This is a genomic window from Actinoplanes sp. NBRC 103695 (assembly GCF_030269485.1).
In the GTDB taxonomy this organism is placed as follows: domain Bacteria; phylum Actinomycetota; class Actinomycetes; order Mycobacteriales; family Micromonosporaceae; genus Actinoplanes.
Map to the genome: position 1 here is coordinate 31,119 of NZ_BSTL01000016.1, position 15,839 is coordinate 46,957.

Genomic DNA, 15,839 nt, shown 5'->3' on the forward strand with positions numbered 1-15,839 from the left:
CACTCGTCAGTGTACTTTTGGCGACATGAAGAAGTTGGAAAGCCGCCCACCGGAAGGCGTCGAAGTCAAGGCCCGAGGGCTGACCAAGAGGTACGGCGCGAAGCTGGCGGTGGACGACCTGTCCTTCACCGCGCGGCCCGGCGTCGTCACCGGATTCCTCGGCCCGAACGGAGCCGGGAAGAGCACGACGATGCGCATGTTGTTCGGACTGTCCAGGCCCACCGCCGGCACGATCACCATCGGCGGCCGGCGCCTCACCGACCTGGAGGACCCCGCGCGTTCCGTCGGCGCGCTGCTGGACGCCCGGGCGGTTCACCCGCACCGCACCGCGGCCGATCACCTGCTCGCCTTCACCCAGGCGGCCGGGCTCGATCGGAGCCGGGTCGGCGAGGTGCTGGACCTGGTGGGCCTGACGAGCGCCGCCGGGCGCCGGGCGGGGGAGTTCTCGCTCGGCATGCAGCAACGGCTGGGCATCGCGACCGCTCTGCTCGGCGATCCCGGCGTGCTGGTGCTCGACGAGCCGCTCAACGGACTGGATCCGGAAGGGATCCGCTGGATGCGCACCCTGATGCGTGATCTCGCGCGACAGGGCCGCACCATCCTGTTCTCCAGCCACCTCATGTCGGAGCTCGAACTCACCGCGGACGACGTCATCGTGGTCGGCCAGGGCCGGCTCATCGCCGAGACGACCCTGGCGAGGTTCGTCGAGGACAACACCACCCAGGCGGTCACGGTCCGTGCCGCCGCGCCGGACGCGCTCGCCCGGGCGCTGAGCGAGGCCGGGGTGATCTTCGCCATGCAGCCCGACTCGTCCTTCCTCGTCACCGGGACCGACACCTCGACGGTCGGCAAGATCGCCGCGGCGGAGGGCATCGCCCTCGACGAGCTCGTCCGGGTGCGCGAATCCCTCGAGGACGTCTTTCTGCGACTCACTCACGACGTCACGGAGTACGGGAGTCACACGTCATGAACCTGATCCGTTCGGAATGGACCAAACTGCGAACCGTCCGCAGCACCTGGATCGCGGCGCTGAGCGCCGTGGCCGCCGGGGTGGCGCTCAGCGTCCTGGGCGCGACCGATCTGCTCAGCGCGTCCCCGTCCGACCTTCCCGCCGGATGGGATCCCACCTCCGCGAGCCTGAAGGGCTTCCTCTTCGCGCAGCTGATCATCGGCATGCTCGGTGCGCTGAGCGTGACGCCCGAGTTCGGCACCGGGATGGTCGGCACCAGCATGGTGTTCGTCCCGTCGCGCTCGCGCCTGCTGGCGGCCAAAGCCGCCGTGGTGGCGGCCATCGGGCTGGCGGTCGGTCTCGTCACGACGCTGCTCAGCTTCACCGTGGTCCAGCTGATGCTCAAGAGCGCGGGCCTGCCCGCGGCCGGCGTGGCCGATCCCGGGGTAGCCGGCGCGCTCGTCGGCGCCGCGCTCTACCTGACGCTCGTCGCCCTGATCGGCCTGGCGGTGGGTGCGCTGGCCCGCTCGGCCACCACCAGCCTCGCCGTGCTCGTCGGCGCCCTCCTGCTGGTTCCGGCACTCGGTCCGAGCCTGCCCGGCGTCCTCGGCGACCTCTTCGGGCGGCTCTGGCCGATCACCGCCGGCCAATCGGCTTACACGGTCGTCCCGGTCGACGGCATGGTCGCTCCGGTCACCGGGCTCATCGTCCTGACGCTGGCGGCCGTCGGAGTCAGCGTGGCCGGCCACGCGGTCTTCCGCCTCCGCGATGTCTGACACGACGCCCCACCCCACCTCTGGAGGTTCCCCGATGACTGCCCCAGCCCTGCAGATCGCGCGCGAATGCCCCTATGCCCCGCCCGCACAGCACGTCGAGATGCGCGAGAACGGCGGCGTCTCCCGCGTCCGCCTGCCCAGCGGCAAGGAGGCCTGGGCGGTCAGCCGTCTGGACCTCATCCGCGAGATGCTGTCGGACCCGCGGTTCAGCTCCGACCGGGACAACCCGAACTATCCGGCCCTGGCCACCGTGCCGCCCCCGCCGCCCTCGGGCGGTTCGCGCAAGCTGCTCATCCAGCTGGACCCGCCCGACCACGCGCCCGCTCGGCGCGCCGTGATCAGCGAGTTCACCATCCGGCGGATGGCCGCGCTGAAGCCCCGCATCCAGGAGATCGTCGACGAGCGGATCGACGCGATGCTGGCCGGCCCGCGTCCGGCCGATCTGGTGGAGGCCCTCTCCCTCGCGGTGCCGTCCCTGGTCATCTGCGAGCTGCTCGGCGTGCCGTACACCGACCATGAGTTCTTCCAGACCCGCACCGCGGCGATCCTGCATCGCGACACGCCGCCGCAGGAGCGAGGCGCGACGTACGCGGCCCTGCGCGCCTACCTGACCGAGCTCGTGTGCGGCAAGGTCCGCGAGCCGGGCGATGACGTGCTGAGCCGGCAGCTCGCCGCCGGGGCAGATACCGAAGACGTGGTGGCGCTGGCGTTGCTGCTGCTGGTCGCGGGTCACGAGACCACGGCGAACATGATCTCGCTGGGCGTGCTGACGCTGCTCGAGCGGCCGGAGCGGCTCGCCTGGCTGATCGCTGATCCGGCGCGGATGCCCGAGGCCGTCGAGGAGTTGCTGCGCTATTTCACCATCGTCGAGTACGGCAACTCACGCGTCGCCACCGCCGATGTCGAGCTCGGCGGCGTGCTGATCCGGGCCGGCGACGGCGTGGTCTCGCTGAGCAACACGGCCGATCACGACCCGGAGGTCTTTCCCGACGCGGACGAGCTGAAGCTGGACCGCGGCGCCCGCAACCACCTGGCCTTCGGCTTCGGCCCGCACCAGTGCCTCGGGCAGAACCTCGCCCGGGCGGAGCTGGACATCGTGTTCACCACCCTGTTCCGCCGGATGCCCACGTTGCGCCTGGCCGTTCCGGCCGGCCAGGTGCCGTTCAAGTCCGACGCCACCATCTACGGCATCCACCGGCTCCCCGTCACCTGGGACGAGTGACGTGCCGCAGACCAGCAACGACCACCTGAGAGGTGAAGCGATGAAGATTCTGCTCGACGAGGAGAAGTGCGTCGGCGCCGGACAGTGCGTGCTGGCCGCCGGCGACGTGTTCGACCAGCGCGACTCCGACGGCATCGCGGTGCTGCTGGACGAGCACCCCGGCCAGGAGAGGTCGGGCGCGGTCGAAACGGCCGCGCAGCTGTGCCCGGCGCAGGCGATCCGGATCGAGAAGGGCTGAGGCGCATGCGAGACGTTGTTGTCGTCGGCGCCTCGGCGGCCGGTCTCGCGGCCGCCGAGACCCTGCGCCGCGAGGGCTTCGACGGGCGGCTCACCCTCATCGGGGACGAGCCCGGCCCACCGTACGATCGCCCGCCGCTGTCCAAGCAACTGCTGGCCGGCGACTGGGAACCCGAGCGTCTGCGCCTGCGATCCGACGAGGCTCTGGCGGCGCTCGACGCCCGGCTGATCTACGGCGTCCGGGCGGTCGGCCTGGAACCGCGCCGACGGCAGATCCGCCTCAGCGACCGGGACCAGCCGCTCGGCTACGACGGGCTCGTCATCGCCACCGGCGTCATCGCGCGCCGGCTGCCCTTCGGCCACGAGCTCGCCGGGGTGCACGTTCTGCGGACTCTCACCGACGCCCTCGCACTACGCGACGATCTGCGCGAGGCGCGGCGGGTCGTCGTCATCGGAGCCGGCCTGCTGGGAGCGGAGGCGGCCGCCGTCGCCCGTACGATGGGCCGCGATGTGACGCTCGTCGACCCCGTCGCCCAGCCGATGCACCATCAGTTCGGACCGGAGATCGGCGCCGTCGTGGCTCGGTTGCACCTGGACCACGGCGTCGGCCTCCGCATGCTGACCTCGGTGACGGGTCTCGCCGGCGCTGGAGGGCGCGTCACCGGCGTACACCTCGACGACGGAACCCTGGCGCCGGCCGATGTCGTCCTGGTGGCCATCGGCGCCCGGCCGGCCACCGCCTGGCTCGACGGCAGCGGCCTGGCCCTGACCGACGGGGTGGACTGCGACCAGACCTGCCGCGCCGGCGACTCCATCGTGGCCGCCGGCGACGTGGCCAGCTGGCTCGATCACGAGACCGGGCGCCGGATCCGCGTCGAACATCGCAGCAACGCCACCGAGCAGGGGATGACCGCGGCGCGCACCCTGCTCGGTTCGACCCTGCCGTTCCGTCCTATCCCGTACTTCTGGTCCGAGCAGTTCGGAGTGCGCATCCAGGCATACGGAACGTGGACCGCCGACGCCCGGGTACGGATCGTCGACGGCGCGCCGGAGGCCGGCCGGTTCACCGCCGTCTACGAGTCCGGCGGCCGGGTCGTCGGCGTCCTCGGCTGGAACGCGGCTCGCGAAGTCCGGAACCTGAGGAAGCTTCTCGAATGATGGTGGCGGACGATTCGTGCATCAAACGGATCGCATTGAAGGAAACGTGCGAATTCCTGGTCGATACGGAGAGTCAACGTACCGTTCGGCCGATGGACATCGACCGCAGATCGGCTCTGAGGGTGCACAACGTCCGCCTCATCGACGGTGTCGAGGAAACCGCGGTGCCCGACGCGGTCCTGGAGGCGGACGACGACGGCCGGATCACCTACGCCGGCCCGGCCGGCCGGGCGCCGGCGGCGCCGCGCGGCATTGCGACCATCGACGGCCGGGGCGGCACACTGCTGCCCGGGTTCTTCGACTGCCACGTCCACCTCGGCATGCCATCGAACCAGTCGGTGGTGGAACAGGCGCTCATGACGAATGACGTGATGCGAGTCATTCAGACCGTGCGGAGACTGCGGCGGACCTTGGAGTCGGGCATCACGTCGGCACGTGACCTGGGCGCCTTGCCGGCGGCCTACCGCGACGCCGTCACCGGCGGTGAGCTGGCCGGGCCGCGGCTGCAGGTGTCGGTCGGCATCATCAGCCACACGGGCGGGCATGCGGACAGCACGCTGCCCAGCGGGCTGCACCTCGACTTCGACTTCTGTGTGCTGGCCGACGACGTACGCGAGGTGCGGCTCGCAGCGCGCCGGATGCTGCGCGACGGCGCCGACGTCATCAAGATCTGCACCACGGGCGGAATCAGCAGCGCGACGGACGACCCTGACGACGAGGACCTCCTCGAGGAGGAAGTGGCCGCCGCCGTGGACGAAGCACGCCGGCACGGCGGCCGCCCGGTCGCGGCGCACGCTCAAGGCCGGGCCGGCATTCTCACCGCGATCCGAGGCGGTGTCCGCTCGGTCGAACACGGCTTCGGCATCGACGACCAGGGTTGCGATCTGCTGGGAGAACGGGAGGCGTTCCTCGTACCCACCTTGCAGACCGTCTTCCGGCCGCTGGAGCGGAGCAAGACCTCGCCCTGGCGGTACGAGAAGAAGCGGCGCTGGAACGAGATCACCAAACAGAACATCGCCATCGCCATCGAACGAAAGGTGAACATCGCAGCCGGAACCGATGCCGGGATCACCCCGCACGGGAACAACCTCGCCGAGCTGGCGCATCTCGTCGAGCTCGGTATGACGCCGATGGACGCCATCCGCGCCGCGACGGTGAACAGCGCCCGGATGCTCGAGGTCGACGACCGGCTCGGATCGCTGCGCCCCGGCATGCTCGCCGATCTGGTGATCTGCGCGGGCGACCCGCTACAGGACATCAACCTGTTGTCCGTGCCCGAAAACATCGTCGTCGTCGCCCAGCAGGGAGTCGTACGCAAGAACGCTCTGTCCCTCGGCCCGTCCGTGAAGACGCTCGAGGATCAACCCCTTCTGGAAAGGACATCATGACCGACCAACCCAGCATCGACGTCATCGTCATCGGGGCCGGGCCCACCGGGCTCACACTGGCGTGTGACCTGTCCCGCCGCGGCTTCGCGGTTCGCATCGTCGAGCAGGATCCGATGCCGAACCCGGCCACCCGGGCCAAGACGATCCAGCCCCGCTCACTCGAGGTACTCGACGATCTCGGCGCGGTGGACCACGTCCTGCGACACGGCGTCGCCAAACTGCCGATGCGGTTCCACGAGCCGTCCGGCGCGGTCGTCGACAAGCCGCCGATCGCGATCTCGGCAGACGATTCCGTCCACACGCCGTACCCGGATCCGTTGCAGATCGGGCAGTTCCACGTCGAGCACGCGCTGCGACAGCGGCTCGAAGAACTCGGTGGAGCGGTCGAGTTCGGCACCGAGGTGATCGGTATCGAGCAGGACGACCACGGGGTCACCGTGGCCCTGCGTACCACCGGCGGCGAGCAGGCCGCACGGGCCCGCTACGTCGTGGGCGCCGACGGCGGCAAGAGCAGAACCCGCAAGTACGCCGGACTGTCCCTGGCGGGCAAGACCTACGACGAGCAGCGCTGGTACATCGGCGATGTCACCGTGGGATCGGACCTCGACCGGGGCCACATGCACCTCTGGCCATCCGACCAGGGCATGCTCGGCCTCACTCCGCTCGGCGACGAGCTGTGGCAGTTCCAGAGCCCCATTCTGCCCGGTGAAGCTCCCGGCGTGCCGTCGCTGGAGTTCTACCAGCGGCTGTTCGACGAACGTACCGGCACGGGCAACGTCGTCCTGACCGGCGCCAGCTGGTTGTCGGTGTACATCGTCAACGTTCGCATGGTGGATACGTTCCGCAACGGCCGCGTCCTGCTCGCAGGCGACGCCGCCCATGTCCACTCCGCCGCCGGCGGCCAAGGCATGAACACCGGAATCCAGGACGCCTACAACCTCGGCTTCAAACTGGACAGCATTCTCAACGGCGCGCTGTCGACGCTGCTGGACACCTACAGCGAAGAGCGAATCCCGGTCGCCCGCCGAGTGCTCGCGATGAGCACGGACAAGATGGCGAAGGCCGTGGCCGCGGCGGGTGGCGGCGAGAAGGAACTCGGTTCCGCGCTGGCCGGCATCGGAGACGGGAAGATGAACACCGGTCTCGGTATCCACTACCGCGACAGCCGGATGACCTACCCCGGCGGCAGCGAGGCCACGTCCGGGCCTCAGCCCGGCGACCGGGCGCCGAACGTGACGGGCCTGGAGGGCGAACAGTTCCGCGGCGGCCTGTTCGACCTCCTGCGCGGCATCCACTACTCGTTGTTCGTCTGGGACCACACCGCGCCGGTCATCTTCGACAACGCCAAACCGACCCACATGCACGTACACCGAATCGGGCCCGGCGGCGGCAGCCCGATCGTCGATGTCAGAGGAGAATTCCGGCGGGTCTACCAGCCCTACGCCGGCGAGCTCATCCTGGTACGGCCCGACGGCTACCTCCTCGCCCGCATTCCCGCGGGCCAGGAGATGGACCTCATCAACCATCTTGCCCCGTTCCGCTCGATCGGCAACACCGTCCGGCCCTACTAGGCCCACACCGGCGCGGCCGAGCAGTTGGTCCAGGCCGTCGATCACCTTGTCGGCTGCATAACGCGGCACCAGCGCAGGCCTCCGCGTTTCAGCTGCGGCGGCGAGTTCGCCGGGACGGAAACGAGGGTCAGTGCAGTCCGCGGGCGGCCGGCACCACGATGTGAGCCACGCGGCACCGAACCGGATCCAGCCTGCCGGCTTGCGGGTGATGCCGTGCCGCTCGGCGGACGCGGCCGCTGACTCCCGGACGCGGGAGCCGGCGACGCGCACGATCGGGGGCCTTGGCGGACCGGCAGAATGGGATGGCCCAGCCACTGCCTGGCATGATCCGCTACTGGCCGTCGACAATGACGAGCCGTGCGCTCACCGACGAGGGACTCACCATGACCGACCTCACGGCTCTGCTGGAGTCGAACCCGTACCCAGGGCGAGGGGTGTTGGTCGCTCGGACGCATTCCGGCGCCGTCTGGGGAAGCTACTTCCTCACCGGACGCAGCGCCGCCTCGAAGGATCGTGCTCTCCGGCTGGCCAGCGACGAGCTCCTGGTCGGCCCGAGCACGCCTACCGGGCACGACCCACTACGGCACTACACGGCCGCCGCAGCCACTGACGACTGGCTGGTCTTCGGGAACGGCGAACAGGTATCTCAGGTGACCGGCAAGCTCCTCGGCGGTGCGTCCGCCGTCGATTCACTGAGCGGGCTTGAATATGAGCCGGACCCTCCGATTCGCACCTCCCGCATCACCATCCTGCTGGCCCGGGACGGTGGGCGGACTGCGGTGCTCGGCGCCGCACGCCCCAGCCGCGCTGCCCGGCAGACGACCAATGTGATGACGCTTACCGTGTCCTTTCTTGAACCGGGTGAGGCTGTGCTGATGACGACCTACCAGTCGGACGGCAAGACAGTCTCGGTAGGCGAGCCGTTCGAAGAGGTCACTGTCAAGGCGATTGACGGGGAACAACTGGCCGATGAGGTTTGGTCTGCGCTGAGCCCGGAATTCCGGGTTGCCGCCGTCGTCCTGGACCCGCTGAAAGGCCCGGCAACCGCTTTGCTGCGCTCGGCCTGACGCCAGCAGGAGCCGGCGCGGTGGAGTACCGTCCGTGTTAACAGTCCGCGGGCAGTTATGCACGCAGACCGGGCTGCAGCGGCTCCCGAGAGTTGCGGACTCGCCGAGCAGCCTGCCCCGCTGTCGGCCGCGGTGGCTCGCTCGGTGAGCGCGAGAACAGCCGACCGACGCGGGGGTTACGGTGGATCATCAGTAATCCGATGATAAGGCTGCAGATGATTAATGTTCAGGAGTTCGCGCGGCGGCTGAGCACGCTGGGAGCTGATGCGTTCACCAGCGACGACGTCGTGGACCTGGCGACCGCCGCCGACGTGCGCATCAGCGCCGAACTGGAGATCGACGCCACCTTGGCGCAGCGCTTGCTCGACCAGATCTCGCCCACGCCGTCGATCACCGGAACGCAGATCGCCGCGTCGCAATGGCCGCCGCCCCAGTCCTCTCGTCCCGCGGCGCCTTCGGTGTCGTTCTCCAGCCCCGGTGCCGTCGACGGCCCGGCTGATCAGCCGGGCCGATCCCGCGGTTCTGGGCCCGCGCGCAGCGGTCGGCGACCCGGCTCTCGACGAACTGGCAGGTGAAACTGCTTCCGGTCTCGCCTGACGATGAAATCGGTCCTATCGGCGGTGCGCCGCTCTGTCGCCGCTGAGAATGACCTCCAGCGCCCGGCTGCGGCAGATGCGTTCGCGCAGGTACTGCGTTCCGCCGCCGCCGGGGATGATTCCCATCAGCGCCTCGATCTGGCCGATGCGGGCGGTCTCCGACTGCCTGGAACGCGTTCAGGCCCACCGGCGCGGAAGCGACGAGTTCCTCGAATGTCTCCTTCTCGTCGAGGATGCGCATGTCGACGTGGGCGAGAAAGAATTCGGGGTCGCCACTCTCGAACAGGATGACCTTGATCGCCGGGTCGGCCCGCACTTCGGTGAGCAGGTCCCGCAACTCGCGCATCATCGTGGCACTCAGCACGTTGACGGGTGACACAGCGGGTGCTCACCCAGACGCTGCGCCGGCTGGAGCGAAACGGAATGGTCCAGCGCACGGTGCTGCCGACATCCCCGGTCGGGGTCGAATACTCACTGACACCGCTGGGACGTTCGCTACGCGATCCCTTCCTGCATCTCCACGGCTGGACCGTCGACCACAGCGACGAGATCACCAAGTACCAGCAGGAGTACGACGAAAGGTGGCCACGCAACGCATCAGCGACCGGCCGCGCTGAATCCGTCCCGGAACGCCGAGCAGCGCCATTTCGCGCTTTCCCCGGGCCGAGAGGCTGTTTGATGATGGGGTGCTGACGCAGTGGCGATGCTTCTTCGCGGTGATGGCTCTGGGCGGCCTGGCCTCCTCGATCCTGCAACCGCCGATCGGCTTCTGGCTGCCGGTCGTCCAGACCGGTCTGGCCTGGACCGCGTCCGCCACGATCCTCATCGAGCTGCGCGTCGCCGGAGCCACCCGCGACGTCCGGCTGCCCTGGTCGATCCTCGCGGCCGCGGTCGCCGTCCCCGGTTCGAGCTTCCTGGTCGCCGGCCTGGCCACCGATCCGGGTCTGGTGCCGGCTCTGCTCCAGCTGGCCGGCCCCCTGATCGCGGCGGTGGGCCTGATCCTGATGGTGCGGACATCGTCACGGCGAGCGGACTGGGCCGCGGTCGTCGACGCTCTCATCGTCACCGCCGGGATCGGCCTGGTTTTCTGGCTCCTCCAGATCGAACCGGCGCTCGACGAGCCCGGCGCGACCCGGCCCGAGCAGTTCTTCCCGCTGGCTTTCGCCGTGGTGGACCTGATGCTGTTCGCCTCGACGGTCCTGCTGCTGCGAACGACCGGGCCGAAGGCCGGCCTGGGCACACGCATCATGACCGCTGCCTTCGGGTTGTTCCTGCTGGCCGACTGGGTCCCCACCGTCGCCGAGTTCCTGCCCGTCATCGACGACGCATGGGTCGCCCGCCTGGCGGCGGCCCTGCCCCTGGCCGGTATCTCGCTGCTCGGCTGGGCCGCGCGATACCCGAGGGAGGCGGCCGGGCCCGTCGCGGACGCCGACGGTGTCAGCGTGCCGCAGTTCGGCGGCCTCGGCGTCGCCGTGCTCATCGCTCCGGTGACCCTGTTCGTACAGGCCACCAATCCGCCGGTCAGCGACGGCAAGGCCATCGCCGTCAGCTCGGCCATCATCTGGTCTCTCGTACTGGTCCGGGTCATGCAACTCCTGCAGAGGTCGCAACGCGCCACCCGGCAGGTGCGCGAGCTGTCCCTGCGCGATCCGCTGACCGGCGTGGCCAACCGCCGGGCCTGGACCGAGCGTCTGAACGCCGCACTCGAGAGCGCTCGCCGCACCGGCAAGCCGCTCACGGTCGGCATCCTCGATCTCGACCACTTCAAGCTCTACAACGACCTGCACGGCCATCCCGCCGGGGATCTGTTGCTCAAGGAGGCCAGTGCAGCCTGGTCGGAGCAGCTACGGGAGACCGACACCTTGGCGCGCTACGGCGGTGAGGAGTTCACCGTCCTGCTGCCCGGCGTCAGTCCCGGCGAAGCCGCACAGATCCTGGACCGTCTGCGCCAGGTGACTCCGGACCGTGCCACCTTCTCCGCCGGCCTGGCCGCCTGGACCGGGTCGGAGACCGCCGACGAGCTGGTCAGCCGGGCCGACGCCGCCCTCTACCGGGCGAAACAATCCGGCCGGAACCGGGTCTGCGGCGCATCCCCCGCGTGATCAAACGGCCGAATCCGGCCTGGTCATGGCCGGACGTCGGCCGGACTCGCCGACGGTGTCCTGCGTAACCGGGTGACCGGCGGGGTATCCGATCGCCGTGACGGGTCGACGTTTCCTGCGGGCCGGTGCGGCGGCCTGGCGGCGGCTGCGCCGCGTCGGCTGGGTGGATCACGTGGTGCGGGCCGGCCGGCGGTACGACGAGGCGGACGGTGGCCGGCTGTCCGCCGCCGTGACCTACTACTCGTTCTTCGCCACGTTCTCGCTCGGACTGCTCGGCGTCGCGATCTTCGGGTTCGTCCTGGACGACCCGGCGGTGCTGCGGTCGGTGGAACGGTACTTCGCCGAGAACCTGCCCCATGTCGACGTCCTGACGTTGCGCTCCGCCCGGAACACGGTCGGCGTCATCGCGTTCATCGGGTTGCCGATCTCGGGATGGTTCTGGGCCGACGTGCTGCGCTCGTCGATCCGCAAGATCTGGCTGCTGCCCGAATACCCGGGCAAGCTGATCGTCCGCGTGCTCGTCGATCTCGTCGTGCTGGCCGGACTGGGCATCCTGCTGGCCGCCTCACTCGCTGTGGCCTTCGTGACCACCGATGCCGCGAACCGGTTGGTCGACGCGGCGGACACCGACGCCGGCTCGTCGCGGTGGGTACTGGCGACGGTCGGGCTCGTGCTGGGCATCGGTGTGAACACGGTGCTGGCCGCCGGGATGCTCACCGGACTGCCCCGGGTGCGGATGCCGCTTCGCCGGGTGCTGGGACCGGCGCTGCTGGTCGCCGTGTGCCTGGAACTGCTCAAGACCCTCGGCCGGATGTACGTGCAGCGCACCGAGGCCAATCCCACATATCACCTGGTCGCGGCGTCGGTCGGGCTGCTGGTCTTCCTCAACGCCGTCAATCAGCTCGTCCTGTTCGCGGCGGCGCTCACGGCGACGAGTACGACCGGCCGCCCGGCCGACCTCGCGTCCGAGGGCGGCGACGAACCACCATCCTCGATGACGTCCGGGCAGGCGATTCCCGTTCAGGTCGCTCCCGGGCAGAGGGATCGGGTGGATCGATGACACGAATGCATGGTGACGGCGTGCCCGCAGTCCGGGAGTCGCGTCGTCACAGTCCGTCGAACGCTCGGCCCAGCCGCTCGTAGAGCTCCTCGAGGCGTGCGAGGGTGGCGCTGATGGGCTGGTCCGTCGGCCATTGATCCACGCAGGTCTCGGCGGCGGTGAGGAAGACGGTGACCAGTAGGCGGGCTTCGTCCTCGGCGTCGCGGGTCACGCGTCCGCTCGCCCATGCGGCGAGCGCCGTCACGACGTCCACGTTGGACTTGTGGAGCAGGTCGCCGAGTTCGGGTGAGGCCGCTTTCAGGTGCTTCATCACCCGCAGGTCGTCCTCGCCGGCGGCGATCAGGTCCAGGATCACCGCGGACAGTGACCGCCACAGCGGCTCGTCGGCGGGCCGGGACGCGCACATGACGCGCTGCCGCTCCAGCAGGTCGGGGGAGGGCGCGGCCAGCACGGCTTCCTTGGACGGGAAGTAGTTGAAGAAGGTGGTCCGGGCGACGCCGGCAGCTGCGGCGATGTCATCGACGCTGACCGCCTGGAATCCGTTCCGCGCCACCAGGTCGACGCCGGCTCGCCGGATCGCCGCGCGTACGCGCAGCTTGTTCTGCTCGCGGAGCCCCGGCCCGGTCTTCTCCTTCTCGCCCATGCTCACCATCCTAGGCGAAACTGTACTGAAGCCAAACTTGCACTAAGTCCAAGTTTCTGCATATGGTCTCGACGTCAGTTCGAGAGGGAGGCGACATGGGCGAGCGCACTGTGATCATCACCGGCGCCAGCGACGGCATCGGCGCGGCCGCCGCGGCACAACTCGCGGCCGAGGGCGTCAACGTCGTCCTGATCGGCAGATCCGCCGGGAAGACCAGCACCCTTGCCCGCCGGCTGGGCGTGCCGCACCACGTGGCCGACTTCGCCGACCTCCGGCAGGTCCGGGAGCTGGCCGCCACGCTGCTCGACGCCTACCCGCGCATCGACGTGCTGGCGAACAACGCCGGTGGTCTGTTCGCCCGGCGCACCACCGTGGACGGGCACGACCTGACGTTGCAGGTGAACCACCTGGCGCCGTTCCTCCTGACCGGCCTGTTGCGAGATCGGCTCCTCGATGCAGGCGCCTGCGTCATCCAGACGTCGAGTGCCAGTGCTCGCATCTCGGGCCACATCGATCTCGACGATCTCGGCAACGAGAGACGGTGGACGGCCACGAAGGCCTACGGCGACAGCAAGCTGAGCAACATCTTGTTCACCAGGGAACTGCACCGCCGCTACGGCGAGCAGGGACTGCATGCCGTCGCGTTCCACCCGGGGGGCATCGCGACCAACTTCGCCAACGACACCCCGAGCCGTTTCCGGTTCCTCTACCACTCCGTCGCGAGGCACCTGATGCCCGGCCCGGAGGTGGGTGGGAGGCGGTTGAACTGGTTCATCAACGGGCGCCCCGGCGAGACCTGGCTGCCCGGCAACTACTACGAGAACCACCGGGTCGCTCGCCGGCTGCCCGATCAGGCAACGGATGCGGGGCTCGCCCGGGCGTTGTGGGACCGCAGCGAGACGCTGACGATGTAGGCACTCGTACCGATGAGAAGTTTCAGGTGGGTGGCGACTGCGGTAGTTCCGCGACGAGGCTGGCGCCGCCTGTGGTGCCGGCCGCGTACAGGCTGCCGCCGTGGCGTACGGCGATGTCCCGGGCGATCGCCAGGCCCAGCCCAGCGCCGCCGTGGCCGCGGTCGCGGGCCTGGTCGACACGCGCGAACCGTTCGAAAACCTGTTCCCGGGCGGCTTCCGGGATGCCGGGGCCGTCGTCGCGGACCTCCACCCGGACGATGCCGGGCTCGGATTCGCCCACTGTCACGGTGATGCGGTCGCGTGCGTACCGGGAAGCGTTGTCCAGAAGGTTTCTCAGCATTCTGGCCAGTTCTTCTTCGCGCCCGATCACCTGTGCGGGCCCCTCAGCCACCACGACGAAACGCTCGTCCGGCGGCACCCGATAGCGGCGCTCGCCGACCAGTTCCTCCGCGATCGCGGCGATGTCGACCGGCTTGCCCCGGGCCGGCGCCGCCCGTTCCAGCCGGGCGAGCAGCAGCAGGTCGTCGATGAGCCGCTGCAACCGCTCGGTGCCGGTGCGCATCGCCTCCGGGTCGGCCACGCCACCGTGCGTGGCGGCGACCTCGACGGTATTGCGCAGGCCGGCGAGCGGGCTACGCAACTCGTGCGCCGCGTCGGCGACGAACCGGCGCTGTCGTTCGGCCGCGTCGGTGATCCGGTCGAGGGTCTCGTTCATGGTGACCGCCAGCCGGGCGATCTCGTCGGCGGTGCGCGGCTGGGGCACCCGGCTGCTCATGTCCGCGGCGGTGATGCGGGCCAGCTCGGCTCGCATCCGCTCGACCGGGCGCAGCGCGCGGCCGGCGGCCCACCAGGCGACCGCGGCGACGAACAGGACGGCGGCGGGGAGACCGAGTCGGAGCCAGCGGTCGACCGGGGCGACGGCGGCCTCCGCGTCGAGCGGGGAGACGAGAACGTAGACGGTCCCGCCCGACGGGCTGAGGTTGTAGGCCACCAGCGTGACGTCGCGATCGTCGAGCTGCCCGTGTGCGCCGCCGCGGGCAGGCCGCAGGTGCACGTCGACGCGGCCGAAGAAGTCCTCGTTCCACTGTGGTGGGTTTGCAGGGAAGGTCAGACCGCTTTCCCGTACGTAATAGGCCAGTTGGTTCTGCGTCAGCAGCACTGCGCCATGGTCGTCGACCACCGCGAAGCTGACACCCATGCCGAAGTAGGGGAACTCGTACCACTTGTCATACGAACATCGCGCATCACTGTCGCCGTCGCAGTCCACCGCCAGCGTGCCCCCGGCCGCGTTCATCCTCGCCGCGGGCGTCTCGTATGTCGAGGCGATGGCGCGGGCCTGAGACTGCGCGGTCGCGAGGGATCCCGCCACACTGTTCGCGTAGATCACGTGGCGCAGCCAGAGCGCCCCGCCCCCGAGGCACAACGCGGCCGCCAGCGCCGCCGCGGCCGCCGCCCGGACCCGTACCGGCAGCTGCGGCCTAGGCACGCGCGTCGACCAGCCGGTAGCCGGCGCCGCGGACCGTCTCGATGCTCAGCAGGCCGAACGGCACGTCGATGCTGCGACGCAGTGCCCGGATGTAGACCTCGACGATGTTCAGGTCGCCGTTGTAGGCCGCATCCCACACCTCGTCCAGGATCTCCGCCTTGCTCACCACCGTGTTCGCCCGGCGCGCCAGGCAGGCCAGGACCGAGAACTGCTTGGCGGTCAACGTGATCGGCGTCGGCCCGCGCGAACAGACCCGCTGCGCCTGGTCGACGACCAGATCACCGACCGTCAGCAGCGCCGGCCGGGGCTCACGACCCCGGCGGAGCAGGGCTCGCACGCGGGCCAGCAGGACGACGTACGAAAAGGGCTTCGTCAGATAGTCGTCCGCCCCGGTGTCCAAGGCCTCCGCCTCGTCGTACTCGCCGTCCTTGGCGGTCAGGACCAGCACCGGCGTACTCACCCGCTGCTCCCGCAGCCGGGCGCACACCTGATAACCGTTCATCCGCGGCAGCATCAGATCCAGGATGACCGCCTGATAGCCCTCGCTCGAGGCGAGTTCGAGCCCGATGTCGCCGTCGTGAGCGACATCGACCGTGTAACCCTCCGCGGTCAGGCCGCGACGCAAGGACTCGGCCAGTTCCCGCTCGTCTTCCACAATCAGCAACCGCAC

At 69.6% G+C, this 15,839-nt stretch carries 18 protein-coding genes; 14 read left to right on the plus strand and 4 right to left on the minus strand.

The annotated features are described in order from the left end of the window. The first annotated feature begins 25 nt into the window (after positions 1-25). The 9 genes from QSK31_RS27845 (at position 26) to QSK31_RS27885 (ending at position 8,943) form a co-directional block, all read left to right on the plus strand. Entirely contained in the window at positions 26-970 is a 945-nt protein-coding gene (locus QSK31_RS27845; RefSeq protein ID WP_285687368.1) for an ABC transporter ATP-binding protein, read from the plus strand. Beyond that, entirely contained in the window at positions 967-1,725 is a 759-nt protein-coding gene (locus tag QSK31_RS27850) for an ABC transporter permease (protein ID WP_285687369.1), read from the plus strand. The genes QSK31_RS27845 and QSK31_RS27850 overlap by 4 nt, the downstream gene beginning before the upstream one ends. After that, the gene (locus QSK31_RS27855; RefSeq protein ID WP_502873022.1) at positions 1,718-2,947 is read left to right on the plus strand and encodes a cytochrome P450; all 1,230 of its coding nucleotides are present in this window, start codon (positions 1,718-1,720) and stop codon (positions 2,945-2,947) included. The genes QSK31_RS27850 and QSK31_RS27855 overlap by 8 nt, the downstream gene beginning before the upstream one ends. Before the next feature lie 40 nt (positions 2,948-2,987). After that, entirely contained in the window at positions 2,988-3,185 is a 198-nt protein-coding gene (locus tag QSK31_RS27860) for a ferredoxin (RefSeq protein WP_285687371.1), read from the plus strand. Positions 3,186-3,190: 5 nt separating this feature from the next. Continuing rightward, positions 3,191-4,342 carry an NAD(P)/FAD-dependent oxidoreductase gene (locus QSK31_RS27865; RefSeq protein WP_285687372.1) on the plus strand — a complete coding sequence of 384 codons (1,152 nt, stop codon included), beginning with the start codon at positions 3,191-3,193 and terminating at the stop codon, positions 4,340-4,342. 92 nt (positions 4,343-4,434) lie between these two features. Beyond that, positions 4,435-5,730 (plus strand): metal-dependent hydrolase family protein, encoded by a 1,296-nt coding sequence (locus tag QSK31_RS27870; RefSeq protein ID WP_285687373.1) that lies wholly within the window; start codon positions 4,435-4,437, stop codon positions 5,728-5,730. Beyond that, on the plus strand, positions 5,727-7,301 hold the full coding sequence (locus tag QSK31_RS27875) for an FAD-dependent oxidoreductase (protein ID WP_285687374.1): 1,575 nt from the start codon (positions 5,727-5,729) through the stop codon (positions 7,299-7,301). The genes QSK31_RS27870 and QSK31_RS27875 overlap by 4 nt, the downstream gene beginning before the upstream one ends. A 323-nt stretch (positions 7,302-7,624) precedes the next feature. Further along, entirely contained in the window at positions 7,625-8,368 is a 744-nt protein-coding gene (locus QSK31_RS27880) for an IMP cyclohydrolase (RefSeq protein ID WP_285687375.1), read from the plus strand. A 200-nt stretch (positions 8,369-8,568) separates the two neighbouring features. Continuing rightward, positions 8,569-8,943 carry a hypothetical protein gene (locus tag QSK31_RS27885; protein ID WP_285687376.1) on the plus strand — a complete coding sequence of 125 codons (375 nt, stop codon included), beginning with the start codon at positions 8,569-8,571 and terminating at the stop codon, positions 8,941-8,943. Positions 8,944-8,979: 36 nt separating this feature from the next. Here QSK31_RS27885 and QSK31_RS48885 read toward each other — a convergent pair whose 3' ends face one another. Next, positions 8,980-9,090 carry a hypothetical protein gene (locus QSK31_RS48885; protein WP_352244502.1) on the minus strand — a complete coding sequence of 37 codons (111 nt, stop codon included), beginning with the start codon at positions 9,088-9,090 and terminating at the stop codon, positions 8,980-8,982. A gap of 19 nt (positions 9,091-9,109) precedes the next feature. On the opposite strand from QSK31_RS48885, the gene QSK31_RS27890 reads away from it, so the two are divergent. From QSK31_RS27890 to QSK31_RS27905, 4 genes are all read left to right on the plus strand, one after another. Next, positions 9,110-9,340 (plus strand): hypothetical protein, encoded by a 231-nt coding sequence (locus QSK31_RS27890; protein ID WP_352244503.1) that lies wholly within the window; start codon positions 9,110-9,112, stop codon positions 9,338-9,340. Positions 9,341-9,387: 47 nt separating this feature from the next. Continuing rightward, on the plus strand, positions 9,388-9,657 hold the full coding sequence (locus QSK31_RS27895) for a winged helix-turn-helix transcriptional regulator (RefSeq protein WP_285687609.1): 270 nt from the start codon (positions 9,388-9,390) through the stop codon (positions 9,655-9,657). After that, positions 9,651-11,066 (plus strand): GGDEF domain-containing protein, encoded by a 1,416-nt coding sequence (locus QSK31_RS27900; RefSeq protein WP_285687378.1) that lies wholly within the window; start codon positions 9,651-9,653, stop codon positions 11,064-11,066. Before QSK31_RS27895 ends, QSK31_RS27900 begins: the two co-directional genes overlap by 7 nt. Positions 11,067-11,163: 97 nt before the next feature. Then, the gene (locus tag QSK31_RS27905; RefSeq protein WP_285687379.1) at positions 11,164-12,126 is read left to right on the plus strand and encodes a YihY/virulence factor BrkB family protein; all 963 of its coding nucleotides are present in this window, start codon (positions 11,164-11,166) and stop codon (positions 12,124-12,126) included. A 46-nt stretch (positions 12,127-12,172) separates the two neighbouring features. Here the strand turns inward: QSK31_RS27905 and QSK31_RS27910 are convergent, their stop codons facing one another. Further along, complete coding sequence (locus QSK31_RS27910) at positions 12,173-12,769, minus strand: TetR family transcriptional regulator (protein WP_285687380.1); 597 nt, start codon at positions 12,767-12,769, stop codon at positions 12,173-12,175. Between the two features lie 95 nt (positions 12,770-12,864). Between QSK31_RS27910 and QSK31_RS27915 the strand changes: the two genes are divergently transcribed. Then, on the plus strand, positions 12,865-13,683 hold the full coding sequence (locus QSK31_RS27915) for an SDR family NAD(P)-dependent oxidoreductase (RefSeq protein ID WP_285687381.1): 819 nt from the start codon (positions 12,865-12,867) through the stop codon (positions 13,681-13,683). A 22-nt stretch (positions 13,684-13,705) separates the two neighbouring features. Here QSK31_RS27915 and QSK31_RS27920 read toward each other — a convergent pair whose 3' ends face one another. Then, positions 13,706-15,169, minus strand: a complete 1,464-nt coding sequence (locus QSK31_RS27920; protein WP_285687382.1) for a sensor histidine kinase — start codon at positions 15,167-15,169, stop codon at positions 13,706-13,708. Then, positions 15,162-15,839 (minus strand): response regulator transcription factor, encoded by a 678-nt coding sequence (locus QSK31_RS27925; RefSeq protein WP_285687383.1) that lies wholly within the window; start codon positions 15,837-15,839, stop codon positions 15,162-15,164. The genes QSK31_RS27920 and QSK31_RS27925 overlap by 8 nt, the downstream gene beginning before the upstream one ends.

Excerpts from the sequence above, each read along its gene's own strand:
- QSK31_RS27845 (WP_285687368.1), top strand. The coding sequence starts at position 26 with ATGAAGAAGTTGGAAAGCCGCCCACCGGAAGGCGTCGAAGTCAAGGCC.
- QSK31_RS27850 (WP_285687369.1), top strand. The coding sequence starts at position 967 with ATGAACCTGATCCGTTCGGAATGGACCAAACTGCGAACCGTCCGCAGC.
- QSK31_RS27855 (WP_502873022.1), top strand. The coding sequence starts at position 1,718 with ATGTCTGACACGACGCCCCACCCCACCTCTGGAGGTTCCCCGATGACT.
- QSK31_RS27860 (WP_285687371.1), top strand. The coding sequence starts at position 2,988 with ATGAAGATTCTGCTCGACGAGGAGAAGTGCGTCGGCGCCGGACAGTGC.
- QSK31_RS27865 (WP_285687372.1), top strand. The coding sequence starts at position 3,191 with ATGCGAGACGTTGTTGTCGTCGGCGCCTCGGCGGCCGGTCTCGCGGCC.
- QSK31_RS27870 (WP_285687373.1), top strand. The coding sequence starts at position 4,435 with ATGGACATCGACCGCAGATCGGCTCTGAGGGTGCACAACGTCCGCCTC.
- QSK31_RS27875 (WP_285687374.1), top strand. The coding sequence starts at position 5,727 with ATGACCGACCAACCCAGCATCGACGTCATCGTCATCGGGGCCGGGCCC.
- QSK31_RS27880 (WP_285687375.1), top strand. The coding sequence starts at position 7,625 with ATGATCCGCTACTGGCCGTCGACAATGACGAGCCGTGCGCTCACCGAC.
- QSK31_RS27885 (WP_285687376.1), top strand. The coding sequence starts at position 8,569 with ATGATAAGGCTGCAGATGATTAATGTTCAGGAGTTCGCGCGGCGGCTG.
- QSK31_RS48885 (WP_352244502.1), bottom strand. The coding sequence starts at position 9,090 with ATGGGAATCATCCCCGGCGGCGGCGGAACGCAGTACCTGCGCGAACGC.
- QSK31_RS27890 (WP_352244503.1), top strand. The coding sequence starts at position 9,110 with ATGCGGGCGGTCTCCGACTGCCTGGAACGCGTTCAGGCCCACCGGCGC.
- QSK31_RS27895 (WP_285687609.1), top strand. The coding sequence starts at position 9,388 with ATGGTCCAGCGCACGGTGCTGCCGACATCCCCGGTCGGGGTCGAATAC.
- QSK31_RS27910 (WP_285687380.1), bottom strand. The coding sequence starts at position 12,769 with ATGGGCGAGAAGGAGAAGACCGGGCCGGGGCTCCGCGAGCAGAACAAG.
- QSK31_RS27915 (WP_285687381.1), top strand. The coding sequence starts at position 12,865 with ATGGGCGAGCGCACTGTGATCATCACCGGCGCCAGCGACGGCATCGGC.